This is a genomic window from Prevotella sp. E9-3 (assembly GCF_022024015.1).
Taxonomy (GTDB): Bacteria; Bacteroidota; Bacteroidia; order Bacteroidales; family Bacteroidaceae; genus Prevotella.
The window spans coordinates 313,764-334,190 of the sequence record NZ_CP091786.1 but is presented as its reverse complement, the minus strand read 5'-3'; the positions used below and the strand labels follow the sequence as shown (position 1 = coordinate 334,190).

16 protein-coding genes and 1 riboswitch are annotated in these 20,427 nt (G+C 47.1%); of the genes, 7 read left to right on the top strand and 9 right to left on the bottom strand.

The window, feature by feature from the left end; all coding sequences use genetic code 11:
* The first annotated feature begins 129 nt into the window (after positions 1–129).
* Complete coding sequence (locus tag L6475_RS01210) at positions 130–1,143, top strand: NAD(P)-dependent oxidoreductase (RefSeq protein ID WP_237821711.1); 1,014 nt, start codon at positions 130–132, stop codon at positions 1,141–1,143.
* Positions 1,134–2,072, top strand: coding sequence for a phosphatase PAP2 family protein (locus tag L6475_RS01205; RefSeq protein ID WP_237821709.1), 939 nt, complete (start codon positions 1,134–1,136; stop codon positions 2,070–2,072). Before L6475_RS01210 ends, L6475_RS01205 begins: the two co-directional genes overlap by 10 nt.
* 37 nt (positions 2,073–2,109) lie before the next feature.
* On the opposite strand, the gene L6475_RS01200 is transcribed toward L6475_RS01205, so the two are convergent.
* From L6475_RS01200 to L6475_RS01160, 9 genes are all read right to left on the bottom strand, one after another.
* Entirely contained in the window at positions 2,110–4,866 is a 2,757-nt protein-coding gene (locus L6475_RS01200) for an outer membrane beta-barrel protein (RefSeq protein ID WP_237821707.1), read from the bottom strand.
* Between the two features lie 9 nt (positions 4,867–4,875).
* Positions 4,876–5,928, bottom strand: coding sequence for a TlpA disulfide reductase family protein (locus L6475_RS01195; protein WP_237821705.1), 1,053 nt, complete (start codon positions 5,926–5,928; stop codon positions 4,876–4,878).
* Positions 5,929–5,968: 40 nt separating this feature from the next.
* Entirely contained in the window at positions 5,969–6,202 is a 234-nt protein-coding gene (locus L6475_RS01190; protein ID WP_237821703.1) for a hypothetical protein, read from the bottom strand.
* 204 nt (positions 6,203–6,406) lie between these two features.
* Complete coding sequence (locus tag L6475_RS01185; RefSeq protein ID WP_237821701.1) at positions 6,407–8,053, bottom strand: hypothetical protein; 1,647 nt, start codon at positions 8,051–8,053, stop codon at positions 6,407–6,409.
* Between the two features lie 282 nt (positions 8,054–8,335).
* The gene (locus tag L6475_RS01180; RefSeq protein WP_237821699.1) at positions 8,336–9,019 is read right to left on the bottom strand and encodes a thiamine diphosphokinase; all 684 of its coding nucleotides are present in this window, start codon (positions 9,017–9,019) and stop codon (positions 8,336–8,338) included.
* Positions 9,006–9,596: a nicotinamide riboside transporter PnuC gene (gene pnuC / locus L6475_RS01175; protein WP_237821697.1), complete on the bottom strand. Its 591-nt coding sequence runs from the start codon at positions 9,594–9,596 to the stop codon at positions 9,006–9,008. The genes L6475_RS01180 and pnuC overlap by 14 nt, the downstream gene beginning before the upstream one ends.
* A 53-nt stretch (positions 9,597–9,649) precedes the next feature.
* Positions 9,650–11,959, bottom strand: coding sequence for a TonB-dependent receptor (locus L6475_RS01170; RefSeq protein ID WP_237821695.1), 2,310 nt, complete (start codon positions 11,957–11,959; stop codon positions 9,650–9,652).
* Between the two features lie 60 nt (positions 11,960–12,019).
* A riboswitch (TPP riboswitch) is annotated at positions 12,020–12,119 on the bottom strand.
* Positions 12,120–12,278: 159 nt separating this feature from the next.
* The gene (argB, locus tag L6475_RS01165) at positions 12,279–13,052 is read right to left on the bottom strand and encodes an acetylglutamate kinase (protein ID WP_237821693.1); all 774 of its coding nucleotides are present in this window, start codon (positions 13,050–13,052) and stop codon (positions 12,279–12,281) included.
* A gap of 60 nt (positions 13,053–13,112) precedes the next feature.
* Complete coding sequence (locus L6475_RS01160) at positions 13,113–14,324, bottom strand: aminotransferase class V-fold PLP-dependent enzyme (protein WP_237821691.1); 1,212 nt, start codon at positions 14,322–14,324, stop codon at positions 13,113–13,115.
* Between the two features lie 257 nt (positions 14,325–14,581).
* Here L6475_RS01160 and hemN point away from each other — a divergent pair, with 257 nt between their 5' ends.
* From hemN to L6475_RS01135, 5 genes are read left to right on the top strand one after another with little or no spacing between them, the layout of a single operon-like run.
* On the top strand, positions 14,582–15,907 hold the full coding sequence (gene hemN / locus L6475_RS01155; RefSeq protein ID WP_237821689.1) for an oxygen-independent coproporphyrinogen III oxidase: 1,326 nt from the start codon (positions 14,582–14,584) through the stop codon (positions 15,905–15,907).
* Entirely contained in the window at positions 15,904–17,277 is a 1,374-nt protein-coding gene (gene hemG / locus L6475_RS01150; RefSeq protein WP_237821687.1) for a protoporphyrinogen oxidase, read from the top strand. Before hemN ends, hemG begins: the two co-directional genes overlap by 4 nt.
* Before the next feature lie 10 nt (positions 17,278–17,287).
* Entirely contained in the window at positions 17,288–18,310 is a 1,023-nt protein-coding gene (hemE, locus tag L6475_RS01145) for a uroporphyrinogen decarboxylase (protein WP_237821685.1), read from the top strand.
* Positions 18,307–19,818, top strand: coding sequence for a glutamyl-tRNA reductase (gene hemA, locus L6475_RS01140; protein WP_237821683.1), 1,512 nt, complete (start codon positions 18,307–18,309; stop codon positions 19,816–19,818). The genes hemE and hemA overlap by 4 nt, the downstream gene beginning before the upstream one ends.
* Positions 19,815–20,423, top strand: a complete 609-nt coding sequence (locus L6475_RS01135) for a uroporphyrinogen-III synthase (RefSeq protein ID WP_237821681.1) — start codon at positions 19,815–19,817, stop codon at positions 20,421–20,423. The genes hemA and L6475_RS01135 overlap by 4 nt, the downstream gene beginning before the upstream one ends.
* Positions 20,424–20,427: the final 4 nt, after the last annotated feature.

Below are 20,427 nucleotides of genomic sequence, written 5' to 3'. Positions count from 1 at the left end.
AAAATCATATCACTCAAATAAATTTTGGCCATTATTCATTGAATTTTGGCCAAAATTTGAAAAATAATGGCCAAAATTTATTTGACTATTTGTACCTTTGCAGTGCAATTTTATTATCATTATTGGACAATGAGAATATTAATCACCGGAGCTAGCGGTTTTATTGGTTCGTTCATTGTTGAAGAAGCTCTTCGACAGGGTATGGACACATGGGCTGCCGTGCGTGGAAGCAGTTCAAAACAGTTTCTGCAAGACGAGCGCATCCATTTCATTGAACTGAACCTTGACAGTCAGCAGCAGTTGGAACAACAGTTGCAAGGCCACACGTTCGACTATGTGGTTCATGCTGCCGGCGTAACGAAATGCCTTAACTCCGCCGACTTCTACCGTATCAATACCGAAGGAACCAAAAACCTGGTGCGTGCACTGATAGCCCTGAACATGCCTTTGAAACGTTTTGTATATCTCAGTTCGCTAAGCATTTTCGGTGCCATCCGTGAAAAGCAGCCCTATGAAGAGATACGCGAAACCGACACTCCACACCCCAACACCGACTACGGAAAGAGTAAGTTGGAAACCGAGCGCTGGATGAACGAGTCGTTGGAACTGAGAATGAACGATAACGTGTTTCCTTACGTCATACTACGCCCCACGGGAGTCTATGGCCCTCGCGAGCGCGACTATTTCCTGATGGCCAAGAGTATCAAGCAGCACAGCGACTTTGCCGTGGGCTACCGCCAACAGGACATCACCTTTGTCTATGTACAGGATGTGGTACAGGCGGTATTCCTGGCCTGCGACCACGGAAAGACCGGGCGCTGCTATTTCCTCAGCGACGGCGAGGTCTATCAGTCGGCCACATTCAGCAATCTGATTCGTAAGGAGTTGGGCAATCCCTGGTGGATTCGCATCACGGCACCTATCTGGGTACTGCGCATCGTGACATGGGTGGGCGACAAGATTGGGCACATAACGGGTAAGATCTCAGCCCTGAACAACGACAAATATCACATCCTGAAACAGCGCAACTGGCGTTGCGACATTGAACCGGCCCGCCAAGAACTGGGCTACAATCCCGAATATAATCTTAAAAGGGGCGTTCCCCTCACTATTAAATGGTACAAAGAAAACGGATGGCTTTAACTACAAAAAAAGGACTGTACCCCTTTGAATGGGTCATGATCGGGTATGCCTTGCTCACGGGTGTGCTGATGCTGTTCACCTATACCCGACTGCAGAATCCCGAGTCCATGATATGGATGCGCGTGCAGTCCATTGCCATCACCTTGGGTCTGTGGGGCGTTTACCGCATGCTGCCCTGCCGGCTCACCATCCTTTTCCGTGTACTGGGTCAGGTAGCCTTGTTAGGCTCATGGTACCCCGACACCTACGAGTTCAACCGCATGCTGCCCAATCTGGACCATGTGTTTGCCACTTGGGAACAGCAGTTCTTCGGTTTTCAGCCCGCCCTGCTATTCAGTCAGAAGTTCAGCAGTCCCGTGGTGAGCGAACTGCTCACGCTGGGCTATGTGAGCTATTATCCGCTGATGATCATAGTGCCGCTGTTTTATTTCTTCTGGCGCTACAAAGATTTCACCCGAGCATCGTTTGTCATGCTCACATCATTCTTCCTGTTCTATGTGATATTCATCTTCCTACCCGTTGCCGGACCGCAATACTACTATCTGGCAGCCGGAGTTGACCAGATATCGCAAGGCATATTTCCTAACATTGGTCACTATTTCGAAACCCATAGCGAGGCCATGCCAAGTCCGGGCTACACCGATGGTATCTTTTATAAACTATTGGTTGTTGCCCATGAGGCCGGCGAGCGTCCCACAGCCGCTTTCCCCAGCAGTCATGTAGGCATCATGGTAGTATTGCTCTGTCAGGCGTGGGCCACCAAGAACCGTCTGTTCTTCTGGTCGCTCGTACCCTTCGGCGTGCTGATGTTCTTCGCCACTTTCTATATTCAGGCCCACTATGCCATCGATGCCATAGCCGGCGTTTTCATCGGCCTCATCATGTATTTCACGCTGAACACCACTTACAAATACCTCATTAGAAAATAGAACAGGATGGACGTTATAATTTGCTTTCAGACTGCATTCATCTTGTTTTCTTCGGATTTTTGTTGAACCGCCATGAGGCACTGAGCATGAAATATCTTGGAATTGTATTGGTCCAGGTTTCCGTGCGTCCTTTTGCGTTTAACACGTAGGAACGGATGCTCTGCTGTTTGAGAATATCGAAAGCCTTGAAAGCAAAGAGGAGTTTGCCTTTAGCCACACTTTTAGTCAGACTCGCATTCCAGATCAGTTCACTCGTGTTCATACTCGAAGTTTGATAGCCGCGGTGCAGGTATTCATTAACGTCGGTGGTGAGTTGCATCTTCCAAGGCAGATCAAGTGTGGCTTTCATCCCACAATTATAGTCGAAAATACTAATATTTTGAGGAGTAGTCTGGTCGTCGTTAATCAGGTTCCAGTCAATTCTCGTATTCGCTCCTATAGAAAGGGATTTGCTGGGATGATAAGTCAGCTTTAATTCATTGTTAAGTGCCAAGATTCTTACTTTTCTTTCCGTTTTTCCTGTAACCCCGTTGATGCCCGTAAAATCGGCACAATGCCTGAATGAAGGTCTAAAGACTTCCTCTAATGTAAACTGTTTTCGTTTACCCATTTCTGTGAAATAGCCCATCTCGCCACTGACATGCCAGTTTCCATTTATATTCTCAGGAGTAGTTGTGGTAACGCCTGTTTTTGGGTCGAGCTCAACACCATATGCAATAGCATTTCGGATGATGTGATAATTCGCTTTTGCATAAAGATACCGTGTGTCTGCCCAATTATATTTAGCGCTGACATCAGCATCGAAATGCCCAATATTGCGCAAGTCCGGATTGCCCAATCTGATTCTTAAAGGGTTGCTGTCGTCCTTATAATCGAACATGTCGGTCAATCGCGGCATCTCCTGCCTATATTTGAGACATAATGATGCAGAAAAGTTTTGAGGATACAGATTTAATGATAACATTGGTTCTGTGAATAATGCTCTCCTGTTTACATGATAGTCATTTACACGATATGCATTTAACTCCTTCGTAGCATATCTGAATGGGATGCTTATTACCAGATGGCCTGAGCCGCCAATAACGTTTGTATATCCCAGTTCGAATGTATGATTATCCGTTTTCTCACGGTAAAGATAGCTATTGTGATCATCAATTACTGATTGCAGATCGTCAAGGTTAGAAGGAAGAAAGTCCCATGCAGTACTATCCGCTACAGGCAGCCTGTCTAATCGGTATTGCTTGTTATCCGTCTTTTCGTACTGAAAATCATATTGATACGACGGAGTTATCGATTGTTTTCCCCAGCAATAGTCATAACCGGCTTTCAGGCTCATATTGAAACGATGATTGGGAGTAGAAAGATACGTGTTGCGAAAATCACTGCGGGCATTTCCTTCGGTATATCTCAAGTCATAAAGTGAGAAAGCCGTGTCCTGGGAGCGTTGATAGTCGATGGTGGCATTTAAACGCAACATATCAGCAATGATACGGAAATAATGTCCGGTGCTACCGTTCAATGAGAATGTCTTGCTGTCTGCTTTATGCAGATTATACAGATGATTCAATAAAGACGAGTCAAACCAAGTCTCTGTCTGGTTATTATTATTGACATGCTTTTCTTGATAGGAGGCATCTATATAACTGTCACTCCAATAGTACTCTTTCCGCAACCGTAGTTGGTTGTGGGTTTTCCAATTGTTGTATTTGCTGAGGGCGAAATCCTTGTTCCGGTTTTCGGATTCCTGCTGTGGCAGAAATGTCTGTATGTATTTTTCAGTCTGCAGGTCGTGATTGCTATGGGAGAAAGTATTCTCTGTAAGGAATGACGATTCACGGTCAAGATAATACATGTAGTTAATACCTGCCGATTTCTCTGTCTGTTGTCCTGCAGGCATATCTGACGGATTCCATTCGCCGCCATATCCAGCACGGCGGTTATCATTAAGGTTATTCATGTTGGTGAAAGCTACCGTGCGTGAAAGATCGCTGAACTTCATGCCAATGCCCCGCACTTGATATCGCTTTTCCGTTCCAGTGCCAACCTCTGCATTGCCCAGATATCCTGTAGCATATTCTTTTTTCAGATGTACGTCCATTACCATAGGAGATTTTCCATTGTTGCTGTTGAGCGATTTCTCGTCGCGTTGGTGATACACCTTTATCTTGCCTATGGTATAAGCTGGCAAATTGTCTAAGGCTATTCGCGGATTGCCATTAAAGAAATCCCGTCCATTTAGCAGTAAACTTTCCACAAACTGGCCATTGACAGTTATTTGTCCATCTTTTGTAATACGTGTTCCTGGCAATTGTCCAATCAGTGCATCTAACATCGATCCTTCCGCAACCTTGAAGGCATCAGCATTATAAATGATAGTATCACCGCTATATATCATTTTAATTTTTGTTGGTCTGACAACGACTTCCGGCAAATCAGTCACAACTTTCACCATGCGGATGGGTTTAGGAAGAATAGCATGTTCACGATTGGAGCGCAAAGCAATGTTCATATAGGTCGTTTTGTATCCTATACAGCTTGCCTTCAAAATATACTTTCCAACTGCTGGTATGTTCAGGCTGTAGCGTCCTGTGAATTCGGGCATTTCAGGAACATTATATATGGTTGTATTGCTGACGACCGTACTGTCGGCCGTCAGCAATGTTACTGTAACATCAGGAATATTCTCACCTGTGAAGTTGTCTATCACGTAGCCCTGTACAGGATGTTCTTTTCCTTGAGCAAAGACACTTAGAATGTTACAGACGAGGACTATGACCAACACAAGATTACGCATAAACGGTTTTCATTTTTTCTTCAAAATCTCTGAATGAATTTCGCCATGTCCGGAAAATGTAATGGTATTGTTTTCTATCATTACAATATGGGGGATTCCAAAGACTTTGTACGAACTATTTACATCAGCCTTATTCTGAAGACGATACTGCGACCATTTCAGGTCGTTTTCCTTGATATCATCAATCCATACTTGCTGATAGTCGTCAAGTGAAATGCCTATAACTTCGATTTCTGGATGTTGTTGGCGTACTTTTTCTATTATATCGAATTGCAGGTGGCATGGCCCACACCATGAGGCCCAAAATTCTAAAAGAAAGGTTGATTTTCCACTTCTTCTTAAAACGTCCAAAAGGGTTAGCTTGCCACCGTTCATATCTACTAACTGTAGATCTACAGGTTCAGCTCCTTCCAATTGCTTCCATGGTCGCTGCTCGAAGAACTGAAGGAATTCTTGATATGGGATGATTTTCTTTCTTATAGTATTACATATCGCCGAATCTGTTCTGATAGATGCTACTGTTTGCGAAAGATGAAAATCTAAATCATAGTCAAGCGGAATGGGAGGAAAACTACTTCGCGTAGAATCTGCATGTTCCAATATAGCAATCAAGTCTTCCGCTTCTATCCATTCTATGTGTCTCTTTAACAAAGAAAGTCCAAGGTCGTTCTTTATTTCATCTTTTATTTCAGAGCAAATCATTTGCTGTGTATCCCAGAAAACCTGATTTTCAAGATCTTCACAGTCCAGTACATCATGGCACCGATCGATAACGATATTCTTTATGCGCTCTTTTTTGAGCAGATTACGATAAATAGTAGCGTAATTAAGTACTAATTCGTCTCCATTCACTGTAGGTATAGAATCCAGGGATAGACGGATTGTGTCTCCGTGCAAGAACACTTCACTCTCATATTTCTCACTTGATATAAGAGCAAACGATGATTGTTCGGCAATGGTAAATTGAAACGTCGAGTTTAATACGATTGTACTATCCTTTATACTCCAACCATCCTTAGTCCATTGCTTCAAGACTATTTTTTCTCCATTCTTCAGATTCATTCCATTGCCTAAGATGTGAACATCCTGGGCAATGGAATAATTACAGATAAAACAAAAAAGTATTAGAAACTTTCTCATATGATAATTCTTTATTTATAAGGAAATTTTGTAGCGCAAATATTGTGACTTCCTTCCATTGTATGCCAACATTCAACTCCAGACGGACAAGACTTGTTTGGCTCGCATTTTTTCTTTTCATCATTCCATTCGCAGCGACATTCTTTTGATCCTTCAGAGCTTCCTGTCGTACCTCCATAAATGTGCTTGAGTTCATTGCTTGTCAGAACATTTCCCACCTCAGAGAGTCTTTTCAATTTTAACGGGACACTAATGATATGATTACTGTTTTATGATTAATTATCGACTGCAAATATATGACGATGACAGATACGCTCCAAATTATTAGGTGAATAATAATTCACTGGATTTCACTTTTGAGTACAAAACAATGTTAATAATCACGTTACCGTTTTGTAAATCAATCATTTATGCCAGTATTTATGCCATAGCGCTGTATTAGGTTTTTATAGAGAGATCTCGCTGTGGATACTTGAAAAAGTGACTTATTTAAGTCTTGTTTGGTATTTGCAACTTGTTGAGGTGACACCCCAAGCATATTTGAAATTTCGCCAGAACGATAGTTCAAAGCCACGAGAATGCAAACAAAAACGCCTAAGGATGTAACAGAATTTGCGGGTTGCTGGAGATCATGAATGAGAGATGGATAATAGTCGCTCATCGTTGCCAGAAGGGTGCTCTTCTCGTTTTCAGTTAATGATTGTAATGGTGCATCGCAAAGTTCAGTAAGTCTTTTGACTATTGGAGTCTCTGACAGTTGCTGGCGATTCTTAACAATTGAAGACAGGGACAGAAGATGTCCTAACTCCTTTATTCTTATCTTCAGTAAATTATTTTCTTCTGTTAGTTCTCTTTTTTCAACCTCAATTTGCTTATTGAGTTCAGACGTAGCTGCATTAAATTCCCCTTGTAGCTGTTTAATGACAGCTTTGTGAGCTACTTCCAGATTTTTAAGTCTATGCACGTTCCGGCTATACTCGTCCGATACACTGGCATATTCATATCTGAGGTTTTCAATTTTTCTTTTCTGTCGGCGTAATAATGATATAGCAACTACAGCTACTACAATAATAGCGATAACAATCACAAATAGCTGTAGCTGTGCCCTACTGGCCTTTTCTTCATTGATGAGCGCCTGACGTTGATACTCTCTATAGTTGTAAGAAGCTGCCATACGAGCCGTTGTCTCTCTATCTTTAATGTTTAATGTAGAATCGTTGGCAAGACAATATAGTTTAGCATATTTGGCAATGGAATCTGCATTATGACGCTTTTGGGAAATACTTAAGAGGCCTCGATACATAGGTACTTTAGCTACCTCAGGCATGCCTGAATAATATACTTTCCGATAATAATACTCTGCTGAGTCCAATTCATGTACGGCTTCAAAAAACTTTCCTTTATAATAGAAAAACTGACGCCGTCCGGAAGGAAGGTCATGATGAATGTCAAATAGAGAGCTCTTAGTGTCAAACTGATGAATTAAGTCATTAAGTTTATTTGTTTTGTCGGGGATATCTGAATAGAGATGCATTAACGACATTGATGCGATAAGTGCTTCTTGCGGGTCGTCAGACTCATCTAACTGGCGGACAGCATCTGTGATTATCATTTCAGCACTATCATTTTTGTTCAGCAAGATGTATGCATCACCCATCAAAACTTTGCTTCTGATAGCATATTGTATTGGGTCGTTAGCAAGAATGAAACAATGTGCTGCACACTTGTATGCTTCAATTTCATAGGAAAGTAATAACTGTTGATGATAGACGTATGCCATTTGGCCATACACGCAGCCCATGATATGGAAATCGCAGTCGCTTGCTGTGGTGTCGGCCTTGTTGATGGCCTCCTTGAAGCAGTCTATTGCATGAGGAGCCTCGCCTCGGTCACGATAGACGCAGCCTAAAAGATAGTGGGCACGCAGTTGTTCGTTGGGGGTGCCAAAACGGTCGTAATACTCACAAGCCATGACAAGCAGTGAGTCGCTGGTCATGGGGTGGCCGTTCTTGTTTAATGAGTCGGCTTGGTTGATAATCTGCTCCATTCGCTGGTCGTCGCTGCTATTTCTGCAAGAGAATAGCAGAAGCATGGTAAGGAGTAGGACAATGGTTGGCTTCATTTAATTCGATAATTACAGAAAGTAGAGCAGTAAAACTAATGCTGCCGTACATTGATTCTGCAAAGATAACGACTATTCCCAATATTTCCAAAATGCACAACCTCTTTTTTTTGCTTAAAACTATCTGAAAATTGAAGTAAGTTTTATTTGAAGTAATCAGGCAAGAGTGTAATTATTGATTTAAAAGTAAGGAACGAAGTAACTTTCCTATTTCCCTTCGTAGGTACGGAAAACGAGGAAATCGCCGTCGGCCGTGATGCGGAAACTGTCGGCGGTGGCTTCGTTGAGCGTGCCCTGCCACAGCGAGACGAAGGGATAGCCATCATAGCGCAGGCCATCAGTGTTTAGCTGAGTGCAACCGAAATTGAAAATGCTGACTTGCTGACCAGGGAAAGAAGCAAACTCATGAGTCACAGGGACAGGCCGTGCATCCTTTGAAGAATCATCGGCACTGCCGCTGTGAATCACGGGCACAAACCAACCGTAGTTGGTGGCCATCAGGCCCTGCACCTGCAGCTCGCGTGCATAGCGCATGAGCAACGATATGTTGCCCATGGCATGGTCTTCGCGCATTCCGGTGGCGCCAAGGAACACCAAACGGGTGAATCCCTCGGAGAGGCAGAAGCGGGTGGCCTTGGTCAGGTCGTTCTCTTCCTGATCGTCTTCTTCATGGTAGATAATATCGTACTCCTCGCGCGCCCACGAGGGTATGCTGTCGCAGTCGCCCACCACGGCATCGGCCCAGTCGCAGTGCTGAATGGCACCATCGCAACAGACCACATAAGGGGCTTCGCGCAATATGTTCAGAGGTACATCATGTGCAGGCTGCTCGCCATTGGCCAACACCACTGCATCAAAGGGAAACTGTTCACGAATGTCAGGAAATTTCATTTCTTGGCTGATTAATCATTATACTTTTCCATTTTAAATAGCCCATCACGGCTATGACTACATAAAGGCCGTAGAGGCCTGCTTTGAAGGGAATGCCCTTCTGGATATAGAGTACGGTGCACACGGCATCGACAATCATCCAGAAGAACCACTGCTCGATGAACTTACGCGCCAAAGCCCATAGTCCCACAAACGAGAGGGCATTGGTAAAAGAATCGAGCACGGGCACCGTTGAGTTGGTCCACTTTATTAATATATAATAGGTGGCCGCCCAAGCCACGAAGAAGAATACAGCCACTCGCAGGTAGTATTTCTTCGGCATATAGATAATAGGAAGCTCACGCTTCAGTTTTTTTGTTTTCTTGAATTTCCAGAACAGCAGTCCATAGACGGCTGCCAGAGTGTAGTAAACGGCCATACCGGCATCGCCATAGAGACCGTGTTGCCAGTAGAGAATAACATCGAGTGCCGGCATCACTATGCCTACCACCCAGAGTGCAATGTGAGCACGATACTCGAGCCAGATGTAAATCAGGCCGAGTATCGTGGTCGTCAAATCAAGCCAATCTATATTCATTAAGCAGTCTGAGGTGCGGGCGGCACCCTATCATCAGGGCGCTCCCACACTATTTAAAAATTAAGAGAGAGATGTGCAAGGAAGTGGAAGGGTGCTGAAGGTGCAAAGCCTACGGCCTCATCGTCACGCACGCCCCAGGTGTTGACAGCCTTCACGCTTCCGTCGGCAGCCTGCTGATACTGTGGAGCAGCCCAGCCGTTGTTGTCAAACTTGGCGCTGGTCACGTTGTAGAGAGTCACACCCACCGTTGCCTCTTTCAGGGCCAGTGCCTTCAGGGCAAAGGTATAGCTGAGGTCGATGTTGGTGGTGAAATGTTTCTTCAGCAAAAGGGTCTCATAGCAGTCATTGCCGTCGGCATCCTGACAGAGCATTTCCTTGAAGCCAGTGTTGGTGAGGTACTGATCGCTCACATACTGACTCTGCAGGGCAGCACGGAATCCGTTGTAAGAGAGGGTGAAGATATTGTTGAAGATCAGATCGGGCGAGAAGGCCAATGGCTTTTCACTGTCGAGGGTCACCGTGGTGGTATAGTCGTCGAGCAGAACGGCAATCTCTTTCACACGGTTCTTTGAGAAGGTGGCATTGGCATCCCAACGGAACCAATCGACAGGCTGCCAGGCGGCTTCCACCTCTACGCCCATGCGATAGCTCTTGGGCAGGTTACGGGTGATGGCTTCGCCGATGGCATCAATCTCACCGGTGAGTACAAACTGGTCTTTATAGTCCATCCAATAGGCATTCACGCCAGCGCTGAAACGGGGAAGGGTGAGCTGATAGCCCACTTCGAGGTCGTTGAGACGTTCGGCACGGGGATTCTCCAAACCGGCATTGTAGTTGTTTTCGAAATTGTTGCGCACGGGCTCCTTATGAGCAATGGCATAAGAAGCATAGAGACGATGAGCGGGCGACAGCTGATAGTTCAGTCCGAACTTTGGATTGAGGAAATCATATTTCTCGTCGATGATATACTTGCCATCAACATTCAGTCCGTACCAGTCGCCTGGCTCCTGCATCTTCAGACCTACATGACGGTACTGAAGGTCAACATAAGCGCTCAAGCCACGAAGGAACTCGTAGTTCACCTTTCCATATACGTTGGCATCGGTTTTCTGAGCGTTGTTACGGTAGTATTCGAAACCGTCGTAATAGCTGGCCGGTGCATTGGAGAGATAGGTGACACGGCCAAAGTGGTCGCCGTCGTACTTGTTCCAGCCGCCACCCACTGTGAGGTCGAGGCCCTTACGGTTGTCATAGACCAGTGAGGCAATAGCACCATAGAAATCATTGGCCATCTTCTTCTGGCGCACCAGGTCGCTCTTCATTCCTTTTTCGGCAGCGGTAAGGGGCATGTAGTCGCCCAGTTTCTTGTTGCCTTTGAACTGCTCATAATAGCCGTCGCCACGGGTATAGTGGAGGGCAGCATTGAGCGAGAGCACATTCGAGAGGCGCTCGTTCCAAAGAATCTGGTAGTTCTGCTGGTGGTAATTATCGGTCTGGTCCTTATAGTAAACGGGATTGCCGTTGGCATCATCATACATATAGCCACAGGGATTGTAGGTGCGGCCATAAGTATCCTGTGCATAGTGAGAGGCAAAGTCCCAGGCATGATAGGTCTGCTCTTCGCCGTTCCAGGTAATGAATTTCACGGCACGGTCATCATCGAAATAGCCATACTGCAGGAAATAGCTGTAGAGCTGGGTCTCGGCACGGTCTATATAGCCTTTAGAGCCAATGTGCGACAAGCGGCCCTGCAAGCCCCAGTGCCCCTCATCGGGCAGTCCGGTTGAGAATCGCACAGTCTCCTTATTCGTATAATAGGAGCCACCGCTGAAATCGACGGCAGCATAGGGCTGACCGATACTCTCAGTCTGCATGTTCAGGGTGGCACCGAAGGCACCGGCACCATTGGTTGAAGAGCCTACACCACGCTGAAGCTGCAAGGACTGCAAGCTGGAGGCGAAATCGCCCATGTTCACCCAGAACACCTGATTGCTTTCGGCATCGTTCATAGGAATGCCATTGGCGGTGATGTTCATACGCTCGGGAGCGGTACCACGCACACGCATGGTGGTATAGCCAATACCGTTGCCGGCATCGCTGGTAGTGATGACGCTGGGGGTCATTGACAGGATAAAAGGTATATCCTGACCGTAGTTCACCTGCTTAATCTGATCACGGTTCATATTGGAGAATGCCATTGGCGTCTTCTTTGAAGCACGTGTGGAACGTACCTGAACATCCTGAAGTTCTACCAATTGCAATGAGTCAACGGGCTGAGCTGCGGTCAGCTTCGCATCATGATTTTCAACAGCCTCGGCTGTCATTGCGCTCAACAGCGCACAGAGAAAAAACAATCTTTTCATCCCTTTTAATAAAAGAATTAAACTATATAAAAAGGGGGCTACTAATTCGAAAGAATTGTGATTTGACCTTACTATCCATCCCTACGCCGGCATTACCCGAACAGGTTAGAAGGGTATGATCTCAGCCAGTTCAACGGAACCAGCACCCCTTAATAAGCCACTTTGGCAAATCGCGTGCAAAGGTAAGCAATTTTTATTAAACAACAAGACATTGAACGTTTTTTTTGCACACAACCGCTCAATGCCTTGATAAAATTATAGCTATAATCCACAAAATTATAGCTATAATTGCGAGAATTATAGCTATAATTTATTTTAGTTAATGAATCACTGTTCCGTGATTGCCATCAATCTGAGTGGCAAGAGTTATTATAACGCGACTCACTCCCGATTCTATTGCAGCAAGGGCATTCTCTATCTTCGGAAGCATACCGCCCGAAATGGTGCCATCGGCCTTGTAGCGTTCGAAATCAGTACGGGTGATAGTAGGGATTACCGACTCGTCATCGTCGGGATTACTGAGCACGCCTTTCTTCTCGAACGAATAGATAAGGGTCACATCGTAGAGTTCGGCCAGTGCCTTGGCAGCCTCGCTGGCAATGGTATCGGCATTGGTGTTCAGCATATTTCCCTGTCCGTCGTGGGTGAGTGGAGCCAGCACCGGCACCATACCACCTTCAACGAGTCGCTGAAGGGTTTTGTTCTCTACCTTATCAACATCGCCCACAAAACCGTAGTCTATCCCATCCTTAATAGGACGGCGGTGCGAACGGATCACATCACCATCGGCACCAGTCAGTCCGATGGCACTCACGCCAGCTGCCTGTAGCATAGCCACCACATGTTTGTTTACCAGTCCGCCATAGACCATCGTCACCACTTCAAGCATCTGCTCGTCGGTGATGCGGCGTCCGCCCACCATCTGTGACTCAATACCCAGACGGGCAGCCACCTGTGTGGCTCTTCGGCCTCCGCCATGTACCAGCACCTTACGGCCCTGGATGGCAGCAAAATCGGTCAACAACTGTTTGAGCTGTGCCTCGTCTTCAACAACGGCACCACCCACTTTCACAATAGTCAGTTTCTCTTTCATTATTATACTATTTATAGTGGCTACAGAATGATTACTCTATACAGAATATCGGAAATCCGTTCAGAACATACGGCTCACCCTGCGAATACCTTCCGTAAGGATGTCTATCTCCTCCTTATTATTATATAGGGCGAAGGAAGCTCTGACGGTACCGGTGACACCCAGGCGGGTCATCAGCGGATGGGCACAGTGATGACCGGTACGGACGGCAATGCCAAGACGGTCGAGCAAGGTACCCATATCCAGATGGTGGATATCGCCTACTTGGAACGACACAACGGCATCTTTCTGTTCGGCCTCGCCAAAGAAGCGCATACCCTCGATGGTGCGAAGCTGTTCCATACAGTAACGGGTAAGTTCCTGCTCGTGGGTCTGTATCTGGTCCATGCCTATTGACTGCAGATAGTCGATGGCAGTGGCCAGTCCGTGAGTAGCCACATAGTCGGGTGTTCCGGCTTCAAACTTCAACGGAAGTTGCTCGAAGGTGGTCTTCTCCCACGACACTTGGTCAATCATCTCACCACCACCCTGATAGGGAGGCATCTTCTCCAGCCATTTTTCCTTACCATAGAGCACCCCGATGCCGGTGGGGCCATACATCTTATGACCACTGAAAGCAAAGAAATCGCAGTCAAGATCCTGCACATCGATTTTCATGTGGGGCGCACTCTGAGCACCATCCACAAGAACGGGGATACCACGTTCGTGAGCTAAAGCAATGATGTCCTTCACGGGATTGACGGTTCCCAGCACATTGCTCACATGGGCAATGCTCACCAGTCGGGTACGCTCGGTCAGATAGCTTGCGACGGAGTCGGCCAGTTCGCCGCGGTCGTTAATGGCCATATGACGCACTACGATACCGCGTTTCTGTGCCTGCAGTTGCCAGGGAACAATATTCGAATGGTGTTCCATATCGGTGACCACCACCTCGTCACCCTCCTTCATAAAGGCTTCGCAAAACGACTGTGCCACAAGGTTGATGCTCTCGGTGGTGCCACGGGTGAAAATCACCTCACTCGTTTTTTCGGCATTGATAAAAGCACGTACCTTTTCACGTGCAGCCTCATGCAGATCAGTGGCCTGCTGTGAGAGGTAATGAACACCACGGTGCACATTGGCATTCACATTCAGGTATTCATCGCGCATAGCATCGAGCACACAGAGCGGTTTCTGTGTGGTGGCAGCATTATCCAAATAAACCAAGGGCTTTCCATATACTTCCCGAGAAAGAATGGGGAAGTCTTCACGAATTTTCTTTACGTCGTACATTACTATTATAACCTAAATAGATAATCGGGGGCAAAGTTACGAAAAGTCGAGCGCAAAAACAAGAAACTCGTTTCTTTTTTTGCCGAGACACGGTACCTTCGGCGATAGCCAAAGTTACGAAAAGTCGAGTGAAATACAAAAGAAAAGCTCGCTTTTAAAACAAAATCCACATAAATGAGGATTGTATGAACAGGAGAATCACAGTACCTTTGCACACGTAAACCAAACATTGGACTTAATTAAAACATTCCGGTATTTTGAAACAGTCAGTTATTGAGAAATACAACGTGCCCGTTCCACGTTATACCAGCTATCCCCCGGCAAATTATTTCCGCGAGATGGGGGAAGAGGAACTGGTGAATGCCATTCGACAGTCGAATGCTGCCAACGACCGCAATCTATCGTTCTATTTTCACTTGCCTTTCTGTCGCCATCTGTGTCATTACTGTGCTTGCAACAGCTATGCCATGCGCTCGACAGAGGTTGTTGACAATTACCTGAAGGCAGTACACCAAGAGATTGACTTGGTCTTTCCGCTGTTGGAGAAAGACCGCAAAGTGTCGCAGATTCATTTCGGAGGTGGTAGTCCCACAGCCATGCGACCAGCCGTCATCAAGGAGTTCAACGACCATATTCTTTCCAATTTTCAGACTATAGAGCGTCCGGAGATAGCTATTGAATGCCATCCCGGCTATTTGTCGTTGGCCGACTGGCAGGCACTGGTAGATGCCGGCTTCACTCGTATGAGCATCGGCATACAGGACTTCGACGAGCAGGTTCTGCATACGGTGAACCGTCGCCCCACACAGGAGCCTATTGAAGATATTTTCGCATTGCTGCGCAACGGTGGCATAAAAATCAATCTTGACTTCCTTTACGGTTTGCCAGGACAAACGGCTGAGAAATTTGCCTATAACATAGAAAGGGCCATTGCACTCCAGCCCGAGCGACTGGTACTGTTCAGCTATGCCCACGTGCCCTGGCTGAAGAAGCAGCAGTTGATACTGGAAAAAGCAGGACTGCCCACTCCTGAAGAGAAAGAGCGCATCTTCACCACTGCCGAGCAGATGCTGACCGATGCTGGCTATGTGCGTATCGGCATGGACCACTTTGTTCGTCCTGACGACGAACTGTACCAGGCCGTCACCACTAAACAGTTGCACCGTAACTTCCAGGGCTATTGCACCCGCCGAACCACTGCTCAAGTATATGCCTTCGGCGTAACAGGCATCAGTCAGTTGGAAACTGCCTATGCCCAGAACACGAAAGACATAGACGAATATATCAGCATGGTCAACAACGGCGTTCTGCCGGTAAAGAAAGGATATACGCTGACGGCAGAAGAACAAAAAACACGCGATTTCATCGAACAGCTGATGTGTAACTACCACGTCACGCTCGATGAGGATACACTGGAACGCTACCGCACAAAACTTCTTCATATCGAGGCTGACGGCATCATCAGCCTCAACGGTCAATCCGTCGCCATGACAACAGAAGGCATGCCTTTTGTCAGGAACGTGGCGGCGGCCATAGACCCGCTAATGGAACATACAACGAAATCATTCTCAAAACCAATATGAAAACAGACGTAATAATCATTGGCGCCGGACTCACTGGTTTGACTACTGCTTTCTGGCTGAAACACAAAGGACTGAAGGTGACTGTAGTGGAAGAACGAGGTGAGACAGGCGGACAAATAAAGACTTTCACTGAAAAGGGGTTCACTTTTGAAAGCGGACCCAACACGGGCGTTGTCTCTGAACCTGAAGTGGCCGAACTGATGGCCGAACTGGAGAAGACTTCCAACGGGAAATGCAAACTGGAAACGGCTCCAGATGCTTCTAAGCGCCGGCTGATATGGAAGGGCAACCGCTTTCATGAACTGCCTTCAGGACTTATCAGTGCCATCACCACTCCCCTTTTCAAATTCAGCGACAAGCTACGCATACTGGGAGAGCCCTGGCGCAAGAAAGGCACCGACCCCAATGAGTCGATAGCCTCACTGGCCACCCGCCGTTTGGGAAAGTCGTTCGTTGACTATGCGGTAGATCCGTTCCTCTCGGGTGTCTATGCCGGTAATCCTCATACGCTGGTTACTCGTTTTGCACTACCCAAGCTCTACAATCTGGAGCAGAACTACGGCAGCTTTATTCGCGGTTCCATCGCAAAAGCAAAGCTACCAAAGAGCGACCGTGACCGACTGGCCACCAAGAAAGTATTCTCGGCCATTGGTGGACTGAGTCGCATCACAGAGGCAGAAACTGAATACATCGGACAGGAGAACATCATCCTTAATGCCAAGGACGTGGTAGTAACACCATTAGCAAGCAGATGGCAGGTATCATATACCGACAAGAACGGAGATAAGGTTTCGTTAGAGGCATCGAAAGTGGTGACCACCTGCGGTGCTTATGCATTACCTAATATGCTACCGTTTATTGCCAAGGAACGCATGCAGAAACTGTCATCACTGGTCTATGCACCTGTAGTGGAAATAGCCTTGGGCGTGAAAGATGCGCTCGGTGGCGACTACAAGGCTTTCGGCGGACTGGTTCCTACGGTCGAGCGGCGCAAGGTACTTGGTATTCTGTATCCATCGGCCTGTTTTACAGGTCGTGCACCTGAAGGCGGTGCGCTATTCACCTATTTCATCGGTGGCGTAAAGAATGCCGAACTGGTACAGAAGAGCGACGAGGAACTGACAGAACTGGCAGTGAAGGAGTTCCACGAAATGCTGAAATTCCCCATTTCATCGAAACCTGACATAGTCAAGATCTTCCGTCACGAACATGCTATTCCACAATACGAACTCTCATCAGGCGAGCGTTTTGCCGAAGTGGAACGCCTTCAGAAAGACTATCCAGGACTGATTATTGCAGGAAACCTGCGCGATGGTATCGGTATGGCCCACCGCATCAAACAAGCCACAGTGATTGCCAACAGCTTATAAAGAAACGTCTATGGAGAATATTTTCTTGAATACCCTGTTGGGAAAAACCTGTCAACGGCCTCCTGTATGGCTGATGAGACAAGCCGGCCGTGTGCTGCCACGCTATCAGGAGCTGCGCGCACAATATTCGTTCAGCGAACTGATGGCAACGCCCGAACTGGCTGCTAAGGTAACCTTACTGCCGGTAGAAGACTTAGGAGTAGATGCTGCCATTCTGTTCAGCGATATCCTGACCATTCCCGTATCAATGGGTATGCAGTTGGAGTGGACCGAAAGAGGTCCTCGCTTCCCTCACCCACTGGCAAAATCGAGTCAGCCGCTGAACCGCCTAAACATTCAGGCCGACAAGTTGGACCATGTGTATAAAGCCATCGACTGCATCGTAGAACAGAGTCATGTGCCTTTGATCGGATTCTGCGGCGCACCGCTCACCACCCTCTGCTACATGCTACAAGGCATCAGCTCGAAGGCCACCTTCCCCGAGGCAAAGAAGTTTTTCTATGAGCACCGTGCCGAGACAGAGAAGCTGATAGATGCCGTGACGGAACTGTCCATAGAATATGCCACTCAACAGATTGAGCATGGCATCGATGCGTTCCAATTGTTTGAGAGTCATGCCGGACTGATTCCCACAGAACTATATAAAGAGGTGTTCCTGCCTGCCGTATGCCGCATCACCGATGCTGTGCGTTCAGCAGGTATTCCATTGATATTCTTTCCAAAGGGACTGGGCAGCGGACTGCAACTGATCACGCCCGATGTATGCGACTTTGTGAGCATTGACTGGCAGACACCACTTGTTGAAGCCAGAAAGATGGTTCACCCCGAGGTAGGACTGCAAGGCAATTTCGACCCTCATCTGCTTTTTGCCTCTAAGGAAGAGATAGAACAGGCCATTGAAAGCTACAAACCTTTCTTCCAACAGCATAGTCATTGGATAGTGAACCTGGGACACGGCGTACTGGCCGACACTCCCTTTGAAAACGTAAAGTACTTTGTAAACAGGATAAAAGAAACGAACTGGACAAAATGATACAGTATAAATCCATCAATCATCTGAACACATCGCTCACCGAACGCGAGGACTATTTCAAACAGCTGAACCGCAGTGAGGTTGGTCCGTCGGTATTCCTTCAGACCTGCAACCGTGTGGAGCTGTACTACGGCGATGGTGATATTCCCGACTCAGTGGCACGCCATCTGTTCCGTGTGGTCTGCGGACTGGAGAGTGCCATCGTAGGCGAGCGTGCCGTACAAGGACAGGTGAAAGAGGCCTATATGGCAGCCCGTAACAGTGGTGAGAAACTGTCGGCCGGACTGCACAAGCTTTTTGAGTGTGCACTTCAGATAGGTAAGCGAGTTCGCACCGAGACACAGATCTCGCAAGGAGCCGTCAGTCACAGTCTGGCAGCCATCGAGATGATTGAGCGTGAGAACATCGACCTGAAGAATGCGCACATCGCCATTATCGGTGTGAACAAGCTAACGGAGGACATCATCAAATTCCTGAAAAACAAGGGTGCCGAAGTGGTGTTCCTGGCCAACCGTACGGAAGAGAAAGCCCACAAACTGGCCGATCCTTACGGAATAGAAGTGTTCCGTCTCGATGAAAAGCGCGATTTCCTGCGTGAAGCTGATATCCTGATTAGTGCTACATCGGCTCCTCATGCCATCGTATTCAAAGAAGATCTGAACCCAACCCGTCCGCTGTTGGCCATCGACCTGGCCTTCCCACGAGACATCGACCCCGAGGTGAACGAGTTGAAAAACGTCAAGCTCTACAATCTTCACGATGTAGAACAGAAGGTACAGGACAATATTGCCGTACGACAGGAGGAAGTAGAGAAAGCTGAGCTGATGATTGAGGAGGAAATAGGACTGCTTCGTGAAATCATGGAGCGCCGCCGTAGTCATAACACCTTGCGCATCATAGCACGCGGAAGCCGTCTTTCACAGATTCAGGTCAACGAGGTAATGAGCAAATTCCCGGAGGTTCCCTATAAATTAAAAGTGGTGAAATCGTATGGCGACAAGAACATGGATATCTCACTCCTGCAGGGCGAGGCTCCCGACGATATGTTCACCCGCGAACTTGATCTGGCACTGCTGAAAGGCGATGCCGACATAGCCATTCATTCAGCAAAAGACCTTCCCGAGCATTTAAACGGCGGACTGGAGGTGATTGCCATGTTTGAGGCTTTTGACAAGACGGACTCACTGGTGAGCCGCAACAATATGAAACTCGCAGAACTGCCGGCAGGCAGCAAGATAGGTACCAGTTCGCCACTCCGACGTAAGGAACTGCTGGCTCTACGCCCCGACTTGGAAATCGTTGGCATCCGCGGCTGCATTGAAGAGCGTGTTCAGCAGGTTCGCAACGGAAGTATCGACGCCGCCATTGTAGCTACCTGTGCCCTGAAGCGCTTAGGGATGGAGAACGAGATTGCCGAAGTGCTGCCTTTCGAGACACATCCCATGCAGGGCCGTCTGGCCATCACCGCAAGGAAAGGAAGGGAAGACCTAAAGAAGATATTCACTTGAAACCCTCTCTCTACACCGGCCTCATCTGTCCCAATCCAGCATACGTTCACACGCCACTGATTGAGATTCAGCCTGTTCAGGATGACAGTTCTTTGAAACAGGCTGCTGGCAGTATAGAGCAGTTCGACTACCTGCTGTTCACCAGTCGTTTTGCAGTGAAATACTTTCTTCCATATCTGACAACGGAGCTGAAGCACATCGAACATCTGAAGGTTGTGTCCATTGGATCAACCACCACAACAGCACTGAAGAAAGCCGGAGTTGAGACTATACAACAGGTGGAGCAAGACAACAGTTATGGTGTGATAGACTGGTTTGCCCGCCAACAGAAAGGAAGAGTGCTCATTCCCCGTTCCAACCTCGCCCTGGGCATCATACCGGAAGGACTACAGAAATCGGGATTTGAAGTGACTTGCGTAACTGCATACGAGAACAGAATGCCCGAGCAGCCAAAGAAGGTAAATCTCGATGAAATCGACGAAATTATATTCACTTCGCCTTCCACCATCGACAATTTCATTCGTCTGTACGGGGCCATTCCTACCAATAAGAAACTTACCTGCAGAGGACCTATTACCCAACAGCATTTACAACAACAAATTTAAATAT

Bases quoted from the DNA above. Each gene is read 5' to 3' on its own strand.
- L6475_RS01210 (WP_237821711.1), top strand. From the start codon at position 130: ATGAGAATATTAATCACCGGAGCTAGCGGTTTTATTGGTTCGTTCATT.
- L6475_RS01195 (WP_237821705.1), bottom strand. From the start codon at position 5,928: ATGAATCTGAAGAATGGAGAAAAAATAGTCTTGAAGCAATGGACTAAG.
- L6475_RS01180 (WP_237821699.1), bottom strand. From the start codon at position 9,019: ATGAAATTTCCTGACATTCGTGAACAGTTTCCCTTTGATGCAGTGGTG.
- L6475_RS01170 (WP_237821695.1), bottom strand. From the start codon at position 11,959: ATGAAAAGATTGTTTTTTCTCTGTGCGCTGTTGAGCGCAATGACAGCC.
- L6475_RS01200 (WP_237821707.1), bottom strand. From the start codon at position 4,866: ATGCGTAATCTTGTGTTGGTCATAGTCCTCGTCTGTAACATTCTAAGT.
- L6475_RS01185 (WP_237821701.1), bottom strand. From the start codon at position 8,053: ATGGAGCAGATTATCAACCAAGCCGACTCATTAAACAAGAACGGCCAC.
- L6475_RS01190 (WP_237821703.1), bottom strand. From the start codon at position 6,202: ATGAACTCAAGCACATTTATGGAGGTACGACAGGAAGCTCTGAAGGAT.
- argB (WP_237821693.1), bottom strand. From the start codon at position 13,052: ATGAAAGAGAAACTGACTATTGTGAAAGTGGGTGGTGCCGTTGTTGAA.
- L6475_RS01205 (WP_237821709.1), top strand. From the start codon at position 1,134: ATGGCTTTAACTACAAAAAAAGGACTGTACCCCTTTGAATGGGTCATG.
- hemG (WP_237821687.1), top strand. From the start codon at position 15,904: ATGAAAACAGACGTAATAATCATTGGCGCCGGACTCACTGGTTTGACT.
- hemA (WP_237821683.1), top strand. From the start codon at position 18,307: ATGATACAGTATAAATCCATCAATCATCTGAACACATCGCTCACCGAA.
- hemE (WP_237821685.1), top strand. From the start codon at position 17,288: ATGGAGAATATTTTCTTGAATACCCTGTTGGGAAAAACCTGTCAACGG.
- pnuC (WP_237821697.1), bottom strand. From the start codon at position 9,596: ATGAATATAGATTGGCTTGATTTGACGACCACGATACTCGGCCTGATT.
- L6475_RS01160 (WP_237821691.1), bottom strand. From the start codon at position 14,324: ATGTACGACGTAAAGAAAATTCGTGAAGACTTCCCCATTCTTTCTCGG.